Raw genomic sequence first — 17,062 nt, 5'->3', positions numbered from 1 at the left:
GAATAGGAGAGGCAACATGGCGTCGCTTTGGGAATATGCGAACCCGCTGAAGTTTATGCGCACCAGCGAGCGTGTGCTGCCATATGTGGCAGGTGCGGCGCTGCTGTGCCTTGTTGGCGGACTTGTCTGGGGCTTCTTTTTTACGCCGGATGATTACCGCCAAGGTGCGACTATCAAAATCTTCTACCTGCATGTGCCGAGCGCGATGATGGCGATCAACATCTGGGTGATGATGCTAATCACCTCGCTTGTCTGGTTGGTGCGGCGGCATCATGTGAGCGCTTTAGCGGCCCGTGCTGCGGCACCTGTCGGCGCGGTGATGACGTTGATCGCACTTGTTACCGGCGCGATCTGGGGGCAACCAATGTGGGGCACTTGGTGGGTGTGGGACCCGCGGCTGACGTCCTTTCTGATCCTGTTTTTGTTTTACCTCGGTTATATGGCGCTTTGGGCGGCGATTGACGATGACGACACCGCTGCTGATCTTACTTCTGTGCTGTGCCTTGTGGGGTCGGTTTTTGCGGTGCTCAGTCGCTATGCCGTCAACTTCTGGAACCAAGGTTTGCATCAAGGCGCGTCACTGTCGCTCGACAAAGCAGAAAACGTGGCCGATGTGTTCTGGTATCCGGCGCTGCTGTGCATCGCGGGGTTTGTCTTGTTGTTTGTGACGCTGGTGATCATCCGCACCAACACCGAAATTAGAGCGCGGCGTATGCGGGCCTTGTTGGCGCGAGAACAGGTGGCGTGATGGCTGATTTATGGACAAACCTAGATGATATTTTGATAGGGTTTCTTGGCAAATACGCAATTGAAGTCCTGTCGGCCTATGCGGTTTCGCTGACGCTGATTTTGGTGCTTGTGCTGATGAGTTTCAGCCGCTCAAGGCGCATGAAAGCCGCGCTTCGTGAGGTTGAAGACCGCGTCAAGGAGCGTAAGTAATGGCCAAGATATCGCCGCTGATGCTGGCACCGCCTCTGATCTTTGGCGCATTGGCCGCGATGTTGCTTATCGGCCTCATGCGCGATGATCCGGATGCGCTGCCCTCTGCGTTAAAGGGGAAGCCGGCACCAGCTGTTGCAGTTACAAAGCTGGGTGAAAAACCGCTGTTTGACGACGCAACTCTGCGCAAGGACGGCGTGAAACTGGTGAACTTCTGGGCCAGTTGGTGTGCGCCTTGCCGGGTCGAACATCCAAATTTGGAAGCGCTGGCGGCAGAAGGCATCCCAATTTATGGCATCAACCATAAGGACAAGCCTGAGAATGCACTGAAATTTCTGCGGGAGCTGGGCGACCCCTATACAGCGCTCGGTGCTGATGTGGATGGCCGCATTTCGCTCAACTGGGGCGTTTATGGAGTGCCTGAAACCTACGTTATTGATGGCAACGGCATTGTCATTTTACGCCACGCCGGCCCGATAACACAGCGGGTGATCGAGAGTACGATCCGTCCCGCTATCGAGCAAGCGCGCGGAAACTAAAGCACTTCTGCTAGTACAGTCTCGATGTGGCTGGCGCGCTCGAGCGTGCGGTGAACGGGGCATTTGTCGGCTATTTCCAGAAGTCTCGTACGTTGATCTGCGCTGAGCTCTCCTGTCAGAGTAATCTTGCGATGAAAGCTGTCAATTTTGGTCTGACCTTGGTTCCCCGTTGAGCCAGCATCTTGCGCGTGAACCTTGTTGTGGTTCACGTCAACGCTCACATGCTCAAGCGGCCAGCCTTTGCGGCGGGCATACATGCGGATCGTCATTGAGGTGCAAGCGCCAAGGCCTGCCGACACCAGGCCATAAGGCGACATGCCGCGGTTGGTGCCGCCATAGGCCTCTGGCTCGTCGGCGAGGGCGTGGTGCAGTGGCCCTGCCATGATGTCTTGCAAGAAGCCGTTCGGGTCGGCTTCCGAAACCCGCGTGATGCCTTCGGGCGCGCCGATGGGCGGGGCAGGTGGGCGTAAGTCGAGGTAGCGCGCGGCCCAAGCAGCGATCACTTCGGCGGCATACTCGGCGTCTTCGGCACGGCTGATCAGGTGATCTGCCTTATCTAGTGTCACGAAGCTTTTGGGGTGCTTGGCGGTGATGAAGATCTCGGCAGCGTTGTCGATGCTGACTGTTTCGTCAAGCGGCGCGTGCAGCACCAACAGGGCCTTGTGCAGGCCTTTGAGTGCATCGGTGAGGTTTTGTTTCGAGATATCTTCGAGAAAGTCGCGCTTGATTATGAAGGCACGACCGCCAAGGGACACTTGCGCTTCGCCCTCACGGCAGATTGCTTCATGCGCGGCTTTGAAGTTCTCGGCGACATGGGCGGGATCAAAGGGCGCGCCGAGTGTGACAACAGCTTTTGCGGAAGGGATATCTGCTGCGGCGGCAATTACTGCAGCACCGCCAAGCGAGTGACCGATGAGCATGTCAGGGGCCATACCTTTAGCGGCCAGCGCTTCGGCGGCGGCTTTGAGGTCGCTCAGGTTGGAGCTGAAACTGGTGTTGGCAAACTCACCTTCCGAATGTCCGAGGCCGGTGAAGTCAAACCTGAGCACAGCGATGCCTTGCGCGGCCAGCCGTTGTGCGATCCGGCGCGCGGCAGGAATGTCTTTTGAGCAGGTGAAGCAATGCGCAAACAGCGCAGTGGCAAGATGGGGGCCCTCGGGCATATCAAGCCGCGCGGCGAGTTGATGGTTGTCGTGGCCCGAAAAGGTGAGTTTTTCAGCTGGCATGGCAGGCTCCTTTGAGCACCAACTTGCGCCCTCAGCACGCTCTGCGCAAGGGAGCCGCAACAAACGTCACGCGAAGGTGAAAGCGGCTAAGCCTCCCCCATCAACGCCGGATCGAACGGGTATTTTGTCAGGTTTTCATAGCCGTCAGCGGTGATCAGGACCTGGTCTTCGAGCTTGATTGAAAACGCGCCACCGACTTCTCCGACGGCGGCTTCAACGCAGATCACCATGCCTTCTTCGATGGGATAGTCGAATGCGCCGGGGACTTCACCGTCGGGGTAAACAACCAGCGGCCACTCGTCGCATAGGCCAACACCGTGCATGATGCAGCCGTATTTCTGCGCCTGATACTTGTCGTCAAGCCTGTGCGAATTGGCTGTGAGTTCGGGGATCATCACGCCGGGTTTGAGCATCTCCATATTGGTCATGATGTGCTCGTGAGCGTGCTGCATGGCATAGATCATCTCGGCAGGGGGCTTTTCATCGCCGACCCACCAAGAGCGAGAAATGTCGACGCAGATGCCATAGGAGCCGATGAGATCGGTGTCAAACGAGATGATCTCGTTGTTTTGCACGATGCGCGGGCCGCACTCCTGAAACCAAGGGTTGGTGCGTTGGCCAGAGGCGAGCAGGCGGGTTTCGATCCATTCACCGCCGCGTTTGATGTTTTCGGCGTGCAGAACAGCCCAGATGTCATCCTCGGAGGTGTTGCCGAGAGGCACGTTGAGGCGGGCGAAATCCTCCATCGCCTTAACGGAATTCTCACAAGCCTCACTGGCGCAGCGCATGGCCAGAATTTCATCAGGGCCTTTGATGGAGCGGCACTTCTCGGTGACTTCCTCGCCTTCCATCACCTCAAAACCCTGCGCCTCTAGCGCGCGCAATCCGGGGATCATGATCTTATCGATCGCTAGCCGCTTATTGGTGCCTGCATGAGCGCTCATCAGCTCGCGCACTTCATTGGAAAATACGTCGGCGGCGATGTCGGTTTTGTCGCCGCGATCAAAGTAAAACAAACCGGCCCCGCCACGTTGCTCGCGCACCAAGGGGTTGAAAGTGCTGAGGAAAGGCGAGTTCTTATAGTCCCAGATTACCATGTAACCGTCGGCGCAGAGCAACACGGCACGGAACGGGTTGTGGGTATTCCATAGCTGCATGTTGGTGCTGTCAGTCGCATAGCGGATGTTGAGCGGGTCAAACATCAGCAAGCCGCCATAACCACGATCCACAATCATCTGCGTCAGGCGTTTCCAGCGATACGTGCGCATGTTGGCAATGTTGGGCAGGGTCAGGCCAGCGGTTTCCCACTCAGCAAAGGCAAGTTGCGTCGGGCCAATCTCAATGCGGTCATTGTCGTTGGGGGTGCCGTCGCCAAGCGTTGCGCCCTTGCTTGGGTCGATTTTGCGTCTGTCACTGTAGTGCTCGCTCATATGCGCCTCCTTTTTGAGAAGGGTGGCAAGCGAAGCCCCCCCCGTCATGTCTTGATGCGACGCGGGGAGGTCGTTATTAGCCGTCGATCTTGCGACCCATGATCGCCAGTGATTGCTGATAGACGGTCGCCGCGTTCCATTCTTTGAGAACGCGGTAGTTCGGCTGGCCTTCCTGATAGCCTTTGCCGGGCTTCCAACCCTTGGCACGCAGGAAATTAGCGGTTGATGCCAGCGCGTCGGCTTGGTTGTAAAAATCGACCCGCCCGTCGCCGTTGCCATCAACGCCGTAGTTCATCGCGTTACCAGGGAGGAACTGCGTATGGCCGAGCTCGCCGTGCTTGGCACCCTTTGTTCCCATTGTCACAGAGCCCTGATCAACAAGTTTGAGTGCGCCGATGGCATGGGGTTGAAAAAATGCAGAGCGGCGGCAATCAAACGTCAGGGTGACAATGGCCGAGACAACCTGTGTGTCACCCATGAACCGCCCGAAGCCGGTTTCCATGCCGTGAATGGCGATGATCACCCCCGCTGGCACGCCGTAGCGTTTCTCGAGGCTCGCATAGAAGTTGGCGTTTGAAGCTTTACGCTTGCGACCCTGTGAAATAATCGTCGGCACGCCGCGAATTTTCATAAACTTGTCGAGGCTGTATTTGAAGCTTTTTTGATTGCGGTCGGCCGCGATTGTGCCTCTGGAATATGTTGTTGCTGCGAGGGCTTGCAAACCGCGCTTTTTGACACCGGCTTTCTTCGCGGCTCTTGAAAAGTCGGCTTTCCAGTTGTCGAATCCGGAAGAGGTGTTGCTGCAGGATGCAGCGGCAACTGGTGCGGCGAGGGCCGCAGAAAGAATGAGGCTGGTGAGAAAAAGGCGCATGGGTCTATCCGATCGGTTGAAATACTCTCAATAGGTTAACGCATTTCTTCCTGTTTGCCAGAGTTTTAGTCTGCTGTGGAAAGCGCCAAGCCCGCCGCAACAGCTGTCAGCGCGTTTTCAGCATCTAGGCTGGCGTTTGGACAAAGCGCGGCTAGTTCCGTCTGAACGAGTCCCATCAGCGCACTCCCCCCAACCAGAATAACACGGTTGACTTGCGCAGCCGGCACGTCAGCTAGGGCTAAGGCGTTAGACGCTTCTGCTTTGATTTGTTGAGCAAGCGGGCGCATGGCTTGTGCCAGCGTTTGAGCGGGCAGGGGCGCTTTGAGGCGTGGTTCGACCATCGTTAGATTGATCTCGGCTTCCGCAGCCTTGTTTGCGTTGATCTTGCCGCTCTCGACTGCAAAGGCAACGTCATGGCCCAGTTCATACTCAAGCACATTCACCAAGCGAGCCAGCTTGTCTGGCTCTTCGCCAAACTGCGCGAGATCGCGTGCGAGCCGACGGGTTTCGGGCGCATCGACGAAGGGGATCAGTTGCCAAGTGGCGAGTTCGTTGAACAGGCGCTTCGGCGCGGGCTGGGTGCCTTTGCCAAAGCTGTCGCGGATATTGCTGCCCGCTCCAAAGTGCGGCATCACCGTTTCGATACTGATTTGACGGTCAAAATCTGTGCCGCCAAGGCGCAATCCGTGCGAGGCGAGAACCTCGGATTTGCCTGCTGCGTCCTGTTTGAAAACGGTGAAATCAGAGGTGCCGCCGCCGATATCGGCGATAAGTCCAAAGCCTTCAACCGGTGCTGTGGCACGCAGGGCGGCGATGGGTTCATACATAAAAGTGACGCTCTCAAAACCGGCCTCAAGGTAACAAGCGCGCAAGTCTTCTTCGGCCTTGGCGTTGCGGGCCATATCGGCTGAGTGAAAGTAGACTGGGCGGCCTGACAATGCTTGTGTGAACGTGAGGCGGGTTGCGGCTTCGGCGCGCTGCTTCAGCTCGGCCAAGAACCGAGCGATGACGGTGACGAATGTGAGTTTTTCACCGCCCAACCGCCGCTCTTCATGTAACAACGGCGTGCCAAGTAGGCTTTTGAGGGCGCGCAAAAAACGGCCTTCTTCGCCGTTTATCAAAGCCCGCACGGCGCGATGTCCGATGAGCATGTCTTTGCTGTGCGGATCAAAGAACACCGCAGTTGGCAGGGTGCTTTCTCCTGGCTCCATCTCGATCAACCACGGCGCGCCATTGACGCTTAAACCTGCGGCAGAGTTGGAAGTTCCAAAGTCGATCGCGAGTGTGTGCATGCGTTTGGCTTTCGCAGTTTGGTTTGCAGTCAGAAAGTCGGTCAACATAGCTGTGCAAAATAGCGCGTCAAGCCAAACAAAAAGGCGCTCCCGAAGAAACGCCTTTTGCTTATATATTTGAGGAGCTTAGCAGCTGTAATACATGCCGAACTCAACAGGGTGAGGCGTGTGCTCGTAGTGGTGAACCTCTTCCATCTTCAGCTCGATATAGCCTTCGATCTGGTCTTTGGTGAACACGTCACCAGCCAGAAGGAAGTCATGATCGGCAGCGAGGCAGTCCAGTGCTTCACGCAGCGAGCCAGCAACTGTTGGGATGCCTTCAAGCTCTTCGGCAGGCAGATCATAAAGGTTTTTGTCCATGGCTTCGCCCGGGTCGATCTTGTTTTTGATGCCGTCGAGGCCAGCCATAAGCAGTGCCGCGAAGCAGAGGTATGGGTTCGCTGCTGGATCAGGAAAACGAGCTTCGACGCGCTTTGCCTTTGGCGACTCTGTCCAAGGGATGCGGACACAACCCGAGCGGTTGCGAGCCGAGTAGGCGCGCAGAACAGGGGCTTCAAAGCCGGGAATAAGGCGTTTGTAGCTGTTTGTCGCAGGGTTGGTGAAGGCGTTGAGCGTCTTGGCGTGCTTGAGAATTCCGCCAATGAAGTAAAGCGCTTCTTGGCTAAGGTCTGCGTATTTGTCACCTGCGAACAACGGCTTACCGTCTTTCCAGATCGACATGTTTACGTGCATCCCTGTGCCGTTGTCGCCGTAGATCGGCTTTGGCATGAAGGTTGCTGATTTGCCGTAAGCATGCGCCACGTTGTGGATGATATACTTATACTTCTGCAGCTCGTCAGCTTGCTTTGTCAGGCTGTCAAAGATCAAGCCAAGCTCGTGCTGGCACGAGGCAACCTCGTGGTGGTGCTTGTCAGTCTTCATACCGAGGCTCTTCATGGTTGAGAGCATTTCGCCGCGCAGGTCGTGTGCGTCGTCGATCGGGTTAACCGGGAAATAGCCACCTTTCATGCCGGGGCGGTGGCCCGTGTTGCCCATTTCGTATTCTGTATCTGTGTTCCATGAGCCGTCGATTGCATCAACTTCGTAGGATACTTTGTTGATTTTGTTCTCAAACCGAACATCGTCAAAGATGAAGAACTCAGCTTCTGGGCCCATGTAAGCAACGTCACCAATACCTGAAGACTTGAGGTAGGCTTCAGCTTTTTGGGCGGTTCCGCGTGGGTCGCGGCTGTAGGCTTCGCCAGTGTCGGGCTCAACGATAGAACAGTGAATGCAGAGCGTTTTCTCGGCATAGAACGGGTCGATGTAAGCTGACTCAGTGTCTGCGATCAGCTTCATATCGCTGTTTTCGATTGATTTCCAACCCGCGATTGAAGAGCCGTCAAACATGAAGCCCTCTTCGAGGAAGTCTTCGTCGACGAGATCAACATCAACAGTTACATGCTGAAGTTTGCCACGAACGTCAGTAAAACGAATGTCGACATAGGCGACGTCTTCGTCTTTGAGCGTTTTGAGAACTTTTGCTATGCTCATGCTCTTGGTCCTTATTTAGTTACGGAAAGTTAGGTTTATATCGCTTCAGGGCCGGTTTCACCGGTGCGAATGCGAATGGCTTGCTCAACGGGCGAGACAAAGATTTTTCCATCACCGATTTTGTCGGTTTTGGCAGCATCGACGATGGCTTCGACGGCTTGGTCAACCATGTCGTCATCCACGACGATTTCGAGCTTCACTTTTGGCAGGAAGTCGACAACATATTCAGCGCCGCGGTAGAGCTCGGTATGGCCTTTTTGGCGCCCAAAGCCCTTAACTTCAACCACTGACAGGCCCTGAATGCCAACGTCTTGCAGCGCTTCTTTGACTTCATCAAGCTTGAACGGCTTGATGATTGCTTCGATCTTTTTCATTGTCTGACCCCTTTTTTGAAGTGCTTCCCATGCGAAAAACCACTTCCCATTCTTGGGCGCAATTGAATAGGGTGATTGGGAGCATGATGGGCGAGTTCGACCAAGTAACTGCTCAAAAATTAGGCGGCTAGCCTAAAATTTGACCTCCAGTGAATCGGGTGCGTTAACTATGAGCGAACTTCTGACAGCTGCCCAAATGCGCGCCATCGAACAAACGGCGATTGAGTCGGGCGAAGTGACGGGCCTTGAGCTCATGGAACGTGCCGGACGCGGCGTTGTGGAGGCGGTGTTTGAGGAGTGGCCCGAGCTAGCCAAAACCGCGCATAGAGCCGTGGTTTTATGCGGCCCTGGCAACAACGGCGGTGACGGCTTTGTCGTGGCGCGCTTGCTGAAGGAGTGGGGCTGGGAAGTTGAGGTGTTCCTTTACGGGAGTGCTGACAAGCTGCCGCCCGATGCGCGGGTGAACTGTGAGCGGTGGTTGGAGGTTGGGGAAATTACGCCGACTGAAAGACTCAAGAGAAGTTATCTTACAGCCAACTTTGACTTGGTTATTGATGCAGTATTCGGGACGGGTTTGTCTCGGCCGCTGTCCGGAGATGCAAAAGAATTTTGCCTTGAAATGTTCAAAGCAGGTATCGATGTTGCAATCGATGTCCCAAGCGGTTTTTGCGCTGATAGCGGGCGCTTTCTCGATGAAGCTAGCGATTACTATGACGGACCACAGGGTGTTGCTCTCATTGTGACGTTCGAGCGGAAGCGACAAGGGCATTTAATGCTGCCTCTCGCTGAACTGCCAGAAACTTGCACAGTTAAGAGCATCGGTCTGGCTAAACGTGTTCCGAACTTCCGGCTTAAGACGTCAATCACTTACCTTAGTGGTCATTCGCGTTCGAGGGCTGCATCTAAAAACGTTTCCGATTTACTTAGTCTGCATGGGTTGCACAAATACTCCCATGGCCACGCACTCGTTCTCTCAGGTGGTGCAGGCCGCACTGGGGCGGCGCGGCTGGCGGCGCGGGGGGCACTACGGATCGGGGCGGGGCTGGTGACGCTGGGCGTTCCAGGCTCGGCCCAGATGGAGGTTGCTGCGCAGCTGACAGCGATCATGCTTGTAAGGGCAGGGACGGCAGAGGAGTTGCGCAAAGCCTTAGAGGACACGCGGATCAACGCGCTGTGCCTTGGGCCTGCGTTGGGGCTTGAGCGGGCGCGGGAGTTGGTGCCTGTGGCGCTTGAGGTTAACCGGGCGACGGTGCTGGATGCGGATGCGCTGAGCGCCTACCTGAATGATCCGGCGGAACTGTTTGCAATGCTACATGAAGACTGCGTACTGACACCACATGGCGGCGAATTTGCTAAGCTCTTTCCTGACATTGCGAAGCGGCTAAACGCGCCAGCCACGTCAGGGCCGGCCTATTCAAAAGTTGATGCCACGCGCGAAGCGGCGACGAAGGCGGGCTGTGTTGTGCTCTTTAAGGGCGCTGACACGGTGATCGCGGCGCCGGACGGGCGATGCAGCATAAACTCGGCGCTATATGAGCGCGCGGCACCTTGGCTGGCGACGGCGGGGGCGGGGGATGTGCTGGCAGGGTTTATCACAGGACTGTTGGCGCGTGGGTTTGACCCTATGCAAGCGGCGGAAACAGGTGCCTGGCTGCATGTCGAATGCGCGCGCAGCTTTGGCGCGGGGCTGATTGCTGAAGATCTGCCTGAAGAATTGCCTAAGGTGTTCAAAGCGTTGGGGGGTTAGGCCGCGTGTTTTTGCGTTTCTTTTGGCTCGCAAGACAGCTCTAACCCGTCAACATAAAGAATATGCGGTGCCTCGAACGTGAGCTTGTAGAGCGTCACTTCTTTGCGGCCGGCGTCGCGGATAAACTCACCATCAACCAGAGCTGCGGCGGGGGCGAAAGCCTGTGGAGCGCCTGCAAGGGCCTCGGCGCGCCAATCGCGTAGCAAAATATGTTGGTTGGCAGGCATAAGCGTGTCGGCATCAGGCTTGTTGTGCCCAAGTGAGCCGCCCATGATCCAGACCATGTCGGTTTCTAATTCAACCGCCTCGATAGCCAAAAGAACAGCCATGCCACTGTCGCGTGTGATAACGCGATCACCTGGTGTAAGAAACTCGACCGGCATTTCGCCTTCGAGCGTGAGAACTGTGCTACCGACAATAAACCCGTCTGCATTAGCCAGAGTCTGAGTCTCGACGGCATTTACCGTTTGAATGGTCATCATTTTCGGACCTGCTTTTTTATACTGCCTCAGTTTTGCGACAGAATACGGCAAAAAGAGGTAAATGTCGTGACTTTTTTTATTCTCAATTTGAGTGTTTCCTCTCGCATCCCATTGAGGGGGCTGCTAGATAGCCTGTCGATGCGGGTGTGGCGGAATTGGTAGACGCACCAGATTTAGGTTCTGGCGCCGCGAGGCGTGGGGGTTCGAGTCCCTTCACCCGCACCATTGTGACACAGTGATTGTCTGAGATGTTTGCACTGTAGTCACACGCTTTGAGCGGATTTCACAAATTCTCATAGATGTTTTGATTTTTGCCGCTAATCGTCTACGCTTGGGGCGTTGGTGTTACTTGTGTTTGCCTTTTTAATCTTCATTAGAGGTATGTATTTTGAACTCCAAGACAGATATAGCTTTTATGCGCGCATCCCGTTCGGATACTGAAGAACCAACAGAAATCAATGAGCGCGTTGTTTTACCGCCGGTCCTACCCTCAGAAGAGCCGCTTGAGCTTTGGGATGATTTGCCAGTTATGGCGATTGACCCAAAGGTGCTCGCCAAGAGGCGCATCGTCGCCCACGACCCGCAGCGACTGGAGCATGAGATTTTTTCGGTGTTGCGCACCAAGGTTCTGCTTGAGGCCCATAAACACGGTTGGAGGCGCATTGCGATCACTTCGCCCACGCGCGGCTGCGGCAAATCATTTGTGTCCTCAAACCTTGCAGTCAGCCTGTCACAACATCCGGATATGCGCACAGTTTTGCTTGATATGGATTTGCGGCAGCCGTCACTGAACAACTACTTCGGTATCGAAACGAGGGCTTCGATCTCTGAGGCACTGACAGGTAAGGTCAAGTTTCATGAACCCCTCAGCCGGATTGGCCCACGGCTTGCTGTCGGCTTGGGCGTTAACTCTGTAGCCAACTCTGGCGCTATCCTCAGCAGTCGTGCCACGGGAGATGTAATTCGCAATATTGAAGTGAGCTATGAACCTGACCTCGTCTTGTTTGACACACCGCCCGTCAACTACCTTGACGACATGCTGGCGTTATTTGCGCAAACTGATGCGGTGATTTTGTTGCTTGGTGGCGGTGTCACCACGCAAGAAGAGACGGAGACAGCAAAAAAGTTGATCGAAGAACACTCAAACTTGCTCGGAGTTGTTCTGAACAAGTCTCATGAACGCTCGATCAAGAAGTATCAGTATTAGGAAACTTCAAACGGTTACAGGAACATGAATGAGCCGTAACCGACGAGGGCAACCAGCGCAAAGAACGAAATCCATGTCAGCTTTGTTGCTATGGCCTCCGAGGACGAGGGCACATGGCTTATCGCAACAAGAGGGGTAATACCCATCGCGCGTTCAAGTTGCGAAGACGTGCGCACGGTTGGTCGCCGGATCTCCAACAAGAAAACATAGAGCGCAGCCAGACCGAATGTTAGGACAAAGCCCAGCCCATATTTTTTGTTACGGCCCTCAACATGGTTTACGCGTGGCTGTTGCGACAGTTCACTGATCGACATTGACGCAAGCCATTCTGACTGGGCCATGTCTACATTCAAATTGGCCTCTGCCGTGCGTTGGAACGCGGCAGCGACTTGGGATGCAAGCTGGTCACGTTTGCGGCTCAGGGCGTTGAGATGTTTTTCGTTGCTCGGAATACTGCGCAGTTGTTCATAGATTTCGGTTCTGCGGCTGATCAGCAAATTGCGTTCAGCGAGAATATCTCGCAGTTGATTTGCTTGTTGGAGTTCACGCACGCGGCTCGCGCTTTCGCTATTGGCTTCGAGCGAAGCTTTCCTACGATCAAGCAAGGTAACGTCGGCATCCAGTTCAACAATCCGGTCTCTTAGCGCCGAGATCGCCGAGGGTAGTTCCATTGCGTGCTCGACTTTGAACTTGCCAATCTCAGATTCGATCGCCGCCAATTGCTCGCCGACCTTGTCAGCCCCCTGATTGAAAAACCGCAACTGTGCTTCCGCGCGATCAAGCCGGATTTTCTTGTCAAATGACAAGAACGCTGTGGCGATACGGTTTGCGACATACACGGCAAGATCGGGATCTGGCAGTGTCACGGAAACGACGAGGCCAACTGGAACTGCTTGCGGTTGCCACGCTTCACGAGCACCACCAAGCGGCAGTATGGTGAGTTGCTCGCGCAGGGTTTTGACGCTAAGCGCGCTGCGCGTTTCCGCGGTCGCCAGTTTTTTCTCATCTGACAGTTCGGCTATGACCTGCTCCAGAAACGCACGTGAAAAAACTTTGCTTTCAACGGATTTTTGGTGCCGCAAAGCCCTTTGCTGGCTGGTCTCGGATGCGCTGCCTGCGGGCGACAAATTGGCTTCGACCGATATTTGCACAAAAGCCGTATACTCTTTTGGCAGCTGCGAAACATAGGTTACAGTTATCAGAGTTCCGAACGCGAGGATCGCAAGAACTTGCAGAGCACGTTCACGAAGGGCCAAGCCGAAATCAACAAAGCTATTCATATGTTACCTCCATACCGAGAGGGAGATCAGAACCTGGTTGGGCTTTGATCCATTTGGGTTAAGTCGAAGTGACTATCTTCCGCGTGCAGCAACGACGACTTTTGCTGTTTTGAGCAAAAGAACCACGTCATGCCAGAACGAGATACGCTGATAGTATGACGTGTCAAAGCGAGCACGCTCGGCGAAGTCAACGTCGTTGCGCTCGGAAACCTGCCATGAGCCGGTAATTCCCGGACGCATCAGGAAATATTCTCCGGCGCCATACAGTGAGCGCTGCTCCTCCATCATTGGACGTGGCCCAACGAGTGACATATGCCCGGCGAGCACATTGAACAATTGCGGCAACTCGTCGATAGACGTGCGCCGAATGAAGTTCCCGATCAGGGTAATACGAGGATCATCGCGTAGTTTTTGCGATTTCTCCCATTCGCTCTGCCGCTCCGGATCGGAGTTCAGGTAGTTTTGAAGCCGGTTCTCGGCATTGGCACACATGCTACGCAGCTTAATCATTGCGAAGACACGTCCACCTTTGCCTAACCGCCGTTGGACATAGAAGGGCGAATGCCCATCCAGTGAGATGAGCAAGGCAAACGGCACGATGATGATCAAAGCAGGCAAGATCATAAGCAATGTCAAAACGACATCAAATATCCGTTTCAAGTATTTGGAATAAGCATCAGAACTAAAGCTTTTCCACACTGATGGCTGACACTTCACAAAGAGCGAGTCAGTGATTTCGTAGTCTTTTCCAAATTTGTCAGAATAAATCATGTTTTTCCCCAGAAATAGATTTGTTCATTTTCTAAACGCCAACGCTTCCCACCGCCGACGCGTGTTACTGCTCCTTAACTCGATGTGCTGCGACTGTTGTCACCGCGAAGTGGCACAAAATTCGCAGTCTTCCGCTGCTGTGCTGTGTGGGCAGAAATGCCCCTGAAAAATGAAATGGTAAAAACAACGGGCGCTCAAAATATGGCCCGAATACTAATTACATAAATTTACTACGGTTAAGTGGGTAGCAAGGTTCCTTGTAGATATCAAACAACCCCTGATTGTTTGACATGTTGTTTGATCACTTGCCCGCATTGGTTGTGTACCGCAATCCAACGCAAATCTTGCGAATTTCACAACTGGCACAGCACTCGCCATTTATGGGTAGTCGATTGTTTCAGAAAGATTTTGCGGGATAGCGCCTTATTGTCAGCAGTGCAAAACGGCGAAGAGGCATAGGCTCGATTACCGTGGGCTAAACAAATGCTAAAAAAATTTACTATTTGGTGAAAAATTTCGGGATAAAGACGCTGATATCTCTTCAAGCCAACGTTGAATGGCTCACAAAAGTGATTCTAATTGGCCGAAGACCGCCCGCGTTCTAGGCCCTGACAAAACCGGTTCATGGCTGCCGAAGGTAGATCATCCCTGCGCCACATAGCGCGCGGCAGTCATTTGCGTCGGTTTTGATCTCTTCGACGCGGATAACTGTTGCCATGCCCTCGCCATCAAAACGGTAGTCGTCGCACTCGCTGTCATTCGCCCATTCCCCACGATTGCGGCCGAAGTCAATCTTCGTGCATACCGTGGCGGCTTTGGCGGCTGCTGGGTCAATCAGAGTGATTTGCCCTTGCTGAAAAGCCTTGCGGCAATCGGCGGCGTCATGGAGCGTGTCGTCTTGGTCAAGCTCTGTTGCCATATTGTAGCCAGTAAAGCGGCGATCATCGCATTCGCCGTCGCGGGCCCATTCGCTTTGGTTGTCGCCAAATCTTACAGACTGCGCAGCAGCAGGGAGGGCGAGTGTCATAAAGACCGCGAGTGTAAGCAGTGATCTCATGTTGTTAGTCTGCGATGCCGTTTGAGTTGCCGCAACGAAAAACGCCGCCCCGAGAGTGGAACGGCGTTCTTAGGTGCAAGAAAGCTAAGCTGATTAGAAGCCAAGGCCTTCGTATTTCTTTTTGAACTTCGAAACACGGCCGCCAGCGTCGAGCAGGCGCGAGTTGCCGCCTGTCCATGCAGGGTGAGCTGTCGGGTCAATGTCCAGCGCCATCTGGTCGCCTTCTTTGCCCCATGTCGAGCGCATGTTCAAAACTGTGCCATCGGTCATTTTGACTTCGATGAAGTGATAGTCGGGGTGAATATCTTTTTTCATGGTGTTTCTCCCGCTTACGCTTCTGCGCGTGGCTTGTAGTTGGTGACTTCTGCGATACGTGCAGATTTGCCGCGACGTGCGCGCAGGTAGTAAAGCTTGGCGCGACGAACGCGGCCGCGGCGAACCACTGTGATGGCGTCGATGTTTGTCGAGTGGAGCGGGAATACGCGCTCAACACCTTCACCGAAGCTGATTTTGCGCACGGTGAACGAGCCGTCGATGCCCTTACCGTTTTTGCGCGCGATGCAAACGCCTTCGTAGTTCTGAACACGTGTGCGTGTGCCTTCGGTTACTTTAAAGCCAACACGAATGGTGTCTCCGGCTTTGAAATCGGGGAGATTATGCCCCAGCTGAGCGATTTGCTCGGCTTCAAGTTCTGCGATCAGGTTCATGATGCGCTCCTAATAATGCTCGCGGTTTATCCCACGAAGTTTTGACGCGTCCCATAGCTCCTTGTCTTCTTTCGGGCGGCGAGGCGCCCGCAGGAGGGTAGGCCGACATTGCTTGTCGTATGATCTGTGCTGCCGAGGCGACGAAGAAAGCGCATAGCACAAAGGCCCCGAGCCACAAAAGTGATTCCGAACTTGCGTTGTTTAGGGGGGTTGGGGTGTTAGATCAAGCCTTTTTGGGATCAAAAGCAGCCCACATATCCGGCCGCCGCTCTTGGGTGAGCTTTTCGCTCTCGGCACGTCGCCATTTGGCAATGTTACCGTGGTGGCCTGACATAAGCACTTCCGGCGTCTCGTGGCCTTCCCACTCAGCGGGTTTGGTGTACTGCGGATGCTCTAACAGGCCGTTTGAGTGGCTTTCCTCAACCGCGCTATCGGCGTTGCCTAGCACACCGGGAAGCAGCCGCACCGAGGCATCAAGCATCGCTTGTGCAGGGATCTCGCCACCTGTGAGTACATAGTCACCCATAGAAACTTCAACAATCTCATAGTGATCCAGCACCCGCTGGTCGACGCCTTCAAAGCGACCGCAGAGCAGGGTCACGCCCGGCCCGGCGGCGAGGCTTTTGGCCATAGCCTGCGTAAACGGTTTGCCGCGTGGGCTGAGGTAGATCAGCGGCAGTTTGGCCTGCGCGGTTTTGCGTGCCTGCTCGATGGCGGGTGCAACGACATCAGCGCGCAGCACCATGCCTGCACCGCCGCCGGCTGGTGTGTCGTCTACATTGCGGTGTTTGCCGATGCCAAAGGGGCGTAGGTCGATGGTTTCAAGCTGCCAGAGGCCGTCCTTAAGTGCTTTTCCAGTCAGGGATTGCCCGAGCACACCGGGAAAAGCGTCGGGGAAAAGCGTGATCACCTGCGCTGTCCAAACACCAGCGAGGCGCTCGTCGCTCATCAGCTCGCGAGGTTTGAAAGATGTGGTGATCGCCTTGCGGCCGTGGGAGCGGGGTGTGTCTGACATAACGTCCTCAGAAGGGTTAGCGGCTCAAGATTAAGGTGCCGTTTTCAAACGACACTTTGGAGAAGCGCTGTAGATAGCTCATCCCGAGCAAGGATTGATCAAGCGCGCCTTCATTGACCCAAGCGCGCACGTTGCTGTCTTGAATGTCGCCAATGCTAAGTGATTTCAGTCGCACAAAGGCGATACGGGTTTCGCCATTGGCGGTTTGGGCGGTGCCAAGGTAGGCGAGGCTGCTCATATCAATACCGGCTTTTCTCGCGTCTGACTGGTTAAGCGCAATCGAGCTTGCGCCGGTATCAACGAGGAACGTCACTTCCGCGCCGTTCACCATCGCCTTCAAATAGTAATGCCCGTCGCTGTCTTGAGGTATCTCGATGCGCCCTTCGCCTGCCATGACCGACTGTTGCGGCACGACCGTTTGTTTTATGTCATCCCAAAGGCCAACAACGGCGATGGCGGCGACAAAGATCAGTGCCCAGATCAGCGCCTGCTGCGCGACTTGCCCGAGCGATTGGCGGTTTTGCACAAACACCCATGAGCCGATCACCCCCAAGAGCAGCAGGATATAGACGAGGCTGGCGGGATCACCCAT

At 54.8% G+C, this 17,062-nt stretch carries 19 protein-coding genes and 1 tRNA gene; 6 read left to right on the top strand and 14 right to left on the bottom strand.

The window, feature by feature from the left end:
- The first annotated feature begins 16 nt into the window (after positions 1-16).
- From KO498_RS12805 to KO498_RS12795, 3 genes are read left to right on the top strand one after another with little or no spacing between them, the layout of a single operon-like run.
- Entirely contained in the window at positions 17-748 is a 732-nt protein-coding gene (locus tag KO498_RS12805) for a heme ABC transporter permease (protein WP_215960270.1), read from the top strand.
- Positions 748-939: a heme exporter protein CcmD gene (gene ccmD / locus KO498_RS12800; protein WP_252731403.1), complete on the top strand. Its 192-nt coding sequence runs from the start codon at positions 748-750 to the stop codon at positions 937-939. The genes KO498_RS12805 and ccmD overlap by 1 nt, the downstream gene beginning before the upstream one ends.
- Complete coding sequence (locus tag KO498_RS12795; protein ID WP_215960269.1) at positions 939-1,478, top strand: DsbE family thiol:disulfide interchange protein; 540 nt, start codon at positions 939-941, stop codon at positions 1,476-1,478. Before ccmD ends, KO498_RS12795 begins: the two co-directional genes overlap by 1 nt.
- Here the strand turns inward: KO498_RS12795 and KO498_RS12790 are convergent.
- From KO498_RS12790 to KO498_RS12765, 6 genes are all read right to left on the bottom strand, one after another.
- On the bottom strand, positions 1,475-2,704 hold the full coding sequence (locus KO498_RS12790) for a bifunctional alpha/beta hydrolase/OsmC family protein (protein ID WP_215960268.1): 1,230 nt from the start codon (positions 2,702-2,704) through the stop codon (positions 1,475-1,477). The two genes, KO498_RS12795 and KO498_RS12790, sit on opposite strands and share 4 nt — an antisense overlap.
- A gap of 86 nt (positions 2,705-2,790) precedes the next feature.
- Entirely contained in the window at positions 2,791-4,134 is a 1,344-nt protein-coding gene (gene dddP / locus KO498_RS12785) for a dimethylsulfonioproprionate lyase DddP (protein ID WP_215960267.1), read from the bottom strand.
- 76 nt (positions 4,135-4,210) lie between these two features.
- Positions 4,211-5,005 (bottom strand): lytic murein transglycosylase, encoded by a 795-nt coding sequence (locus KO498_RS12780; RefSeq protein WP_215960266.1) that lies wholly within the window; start codon positions 5,003-5,005, stop codon positions 4,211-4,213.
- A 65-nt stretch (positions 5,006-5,070) separates the two neighbouring features.
- A complete protein-coding gene (locus tag KO498_RS12775; RefSeq protein ID WP_215960265.1) occupies positions 5,071-6,297 on the bottom strand; it encodes an Hsp70 family protein in 1,227 nt (408 codons plus the stop codon).
- Positions 6,298-6,423: 126 nt separating this feature from the next.
- The gene (gene glnA / locus KO498_RS12770) at positions 6,424-7,830 is read right to left on the bottom strand and encodes a type I glutamate--ammonia ligase (RefSeq protein ID WP_215960264.1); all 1,407 of its coding nucleotides are present in this window, start codon (positions 7,828-7,830) and stop codon (positions 6,424-6,426) included.
- A gap of 35 nt (positions 7,831-7,865) precedes the next feature.
- Positions 7,866-8,204 (bottom strand): P-II family nitrogen regulator, encoded by a 339-nt coding sequence (locus tag KO498_RS12765; protein ID WP_215960263.1) that lies wholly within the window; start codon positions 8,202-8,204, stop codon positions 7,866-7,868.
- A gap of 169 nt (positions 8,205-8,373) precedes the next feature.
- On the opposite strand from KO498_RS12765, the gene KO498_RS12760 reads away from it, so the two are divergent.
- Positions 8,374-9,951, top strand: a complete 1,578-nt coding sequence (locus tag KO498_RS12760; protein WP_215960262.1) for an NAD(P)H-hydrate dehydratase — start codon at positions 8,374-8,376, stop codon at positions 9,949-9,951.
- On the opposite strand, the gene KO498_RS12755 is transcribed toward KO498_RS12760, so the two are convergent.
- On the bottom strand, positions 9,948-10,433 hold the full coding sequence (locus tag KO498_RS12755) for a Hint domain-containing protein (RefSeq protein WP_252731402.1): 486 nt from the start codon (positions 10,431-10,433) through the stop codon (positions 9,948-9,950). The genes KO498_RS12760 and KO498_RS12755 overlap by 4 nt on opposite strands.
- A 140-nt stretch (positions 10,434-10,573) precedes the next feature.
- On the opposite strand from KO498_RS12755, the gene KO498_RS12750 reads away from it, so the two are divergent.
- Together KO498_RS12750 and KO498_RS12745 are read left to right on the top strand one after the other, a co-directional pair.
- Positions 10,574-10,658, top strand: a tRNA-Leu gene (locus tag KO498_RS12750).
- 190 nt (positions 10,659-10,848) lie between these two features.
- Positions 10,849-11,640: a CpsD/CapB family tyrosine-protein kinase gene (locus tag KO498_RS12745; RefSeq protein ID WP_215960261.1), complete on the top strand. Its 792-nt coding sequence runs from the start codon at positions 10,849-10,851 to the stop codon at positions 11,638-11,640.
- 14 nt (positions 11,641-11,654) lie between these two features.
- On the opposite strand, the gene KO498_RS12740 is transcribed toward KO498_RS12745, so the two are convergent.
- The 7 genes from KO498_RS12740 to KO498_RS12710 form a co-directional block, all read right to left on the bottom strand.
- Entirely contained in the window at positions 11,655-12,920 is a 1,266-nt protein-coding gene (locus KO498_RS12740; RefSeq protein ID WP_215960260.1) for a hypothetical protein, read from the bottom strand.
- A gap of 72 nt (positions 12,921-12,992) precedes the next feature.
- Positions 12,993-13,691, bottom strand: a complete 699-nt coding sequence (locus tag KO498_RS12735; RefSeq protein ID WP_215960259.1) for a sugar transferase — start codon at positions 13,689-13,691, stop codon at positions 12,993-12,995.
- Between the two features lie 622 nt (positions 13,692-14,313).
- The gene (locus KO498_RS12730) at positions 14,314-14,748 is read right to left on the bottom strand and encodes a hypothetical protein (protein ID WP_215960258.1); all 435 of its coding nucleotides are present in this window, start codon (positions 14,746-14,748) and stop codon (positions 14,314-14,316) included.
- 93 nt (positions 14,749-14,841) lie between these two features.
- Entirely contained in the window at positions 14,842-15,063 is a 222-nt protein-coding gene (gene rpmE, locus KO498_RS12725) for a 50S ribosomal protein L31 (protein ID WP_215960257.1), read from the bottom strand.
- Positions 15,064-15,077: 14 nt separating this feature from the next.
- The gene (gene rplS / locus KO498_RS12720) at positions 15,078-15,455 is read right to left on the bottom strand and encodes a 50S ribosomal protein L19 (protein ID WP_215960256.1); all 378 of its coding nucleotides are present in this window, start codon (positions 15,453-15,455) and stop codon (positions 15,078-15,080) included.
- A 223-nt stretch (positions 15,456-15,678) separates the two neighbouring features.
- Positions 15,679-16,470, bottom strand: a complete 792-nt coding sequence (gene trmD / locus KO498_RS12715; protein WP_215960255.1) for a tRNA (guanosine(37)-N1)-methyltransferase TrmD — start codon at positions 16,468-16,470, stop codon at positions 15,679-15,681.
- 16 nt (positions 16,471-16,486) lie between these two features.
- Positions 16,487-17,062, bottom strand: coding sequence for a retropepsin-like aspartic protease family protein (locus KO498_RS12710; RefSeq protein ID WP_215960254.1), 576 nt, complete (start codon positions 17,060-17,062; stop codon positions 16,487-16,489).

It is taken from the genome of Lentibacter algarum (assembly GCF_018860975.1).
Classification (GTDB): Bacteria; Pseudomonadota; Alphaproteobacteria; order Rhodobacterales; family Rhodobacteraceae; genus Lentibacter; species Lentibacter algarum_A.
Note: the sequence above shows the minus strand (reverse complement) of the source record. Positions and strands in the feature narration are given on the sequence as shown.

Coding starts and splice junctions, on each gene's coding strand:
- KO498_RS12805 (WP_215960270.1), top strand. CDS start 17: ATGGCGTCGCTTTGGGAATATGCGAACCCGCTGAAGTTTATGCGCACC.
- ccmD (WP_252731403.1), top strand. CDS start 748: ATGGCTGATTTATGGACAAACCTAGATGATATTTTGATAGGGTTTCTT.
- KO498_RS12795 (WP_215960269.1), top strand. CDS start 939: ATGGCCAAGATATCGCCGCTGATGCTGGCACCGCCTCTGATCTTTGGC.
- KO498_RS12790 (WP_215960268.1), bottom strand. CDS start 2,704: ATGCCAGCTGAAAAACTCACCTTTTCGGGCCACGACAACCATCAACTC.
- dddP (WP_215960267.1), bottom strand. CDS start 4,134: ATGAGCGAGCACTACAGTGACAGACGCAAAATCGACCCAAGCAAGGGC.
- KO498_RS12780 (WP_215960266.1), bottom strand. CDS start 5,005: ATGCGCCTTTTTCTCACCAGCCTCATTCTTTCTGCGGCCCTCGCCGCA.
- KO498_RS12775 (WP_215960265.1), bottom strand. CDS start 6,297: ATGCACACACTCGCGATCGACTTTGGAACTTCCAACTCTGCCGCAGGT.
- glnA (WP_215960264.1), bottom strand. CDS start 7,830: ATGAGCATAGCAAAAGTTCTCAAAACGCTCAAAGACGAAGACGTCGCC.
- KO498_RS12765 (WP_215960263.1), bottom strand. CDS start 8,204: ATGAAAAAGATCGAAGCAATCATCAAGCCGTTCAAGCTTGATGAAGTC.
- KO498_RS12760 (WP_215960262.1), top strand. CDS start 8,374: ATGAGCGAACTTCTGACAGCTGCCCAAATGCGCGCCATCGAACAAACG.
- KO498_RS12755 (WP_252731402.1), bottom strand. CDS start 10,433: ATGATGACCATTCAAACGGTAAATGCCGTCGAGACTCAGACTCTGGCT.
- KO498_RS12745 (WP_215960261.1), top strand. CDS start 10,849: ATGCGCGCATCCCGTTCGGATACTGAAGAACCAACAGAAATCAATGAG.
- KO498_RS12740 (WP_215960260.1), bottom strand. CDS start 12,920: ATGAATAGCTTTGTTGATTTCGGCTTGGCCCTTCGTGAACGTGCTCTG.
- KO498_RS12735 (WP_215960259.1), bottom strand. CDS start 13,691: ATGATTTATTCTGACAAATTTGGAAAAGACTACGAAATCACTGACTCG.
- KO498_RS12730 (WP_215960258.1), bottom strand. CDS start 14,748: ATGAGATCACTGCTTACACTCGCGGTCTTTATGACACTCGCCCTCCCT.
- rpmE (WP_215960257.1), bottom strand. CDS start 15,063: ATGAAAAAAGATATTCACCCCGACTATCACTTCATCGAAGTCAAAATG.
- rplS (WP_215960256.1), bottom strand. CDS start 15,455: ATGAACCTGATCGCAGAACTTGAAGCCGAGCAAATCGCTCAGCTGGGG.
- trmD (WP_215960255.1), bottom strand. CDS start 16,470: ATGTCAGACACACCCCGCTCCCACGGCCGCAAGGCGATCACCACATCT.
- KO498_RS12710 (WP_215960254.1), bottom strand. CDS start 17,062: ATGGGTGATCCCGCCAGCCTCGTCTATATCCTGCTGCTCTTGGGGGTG.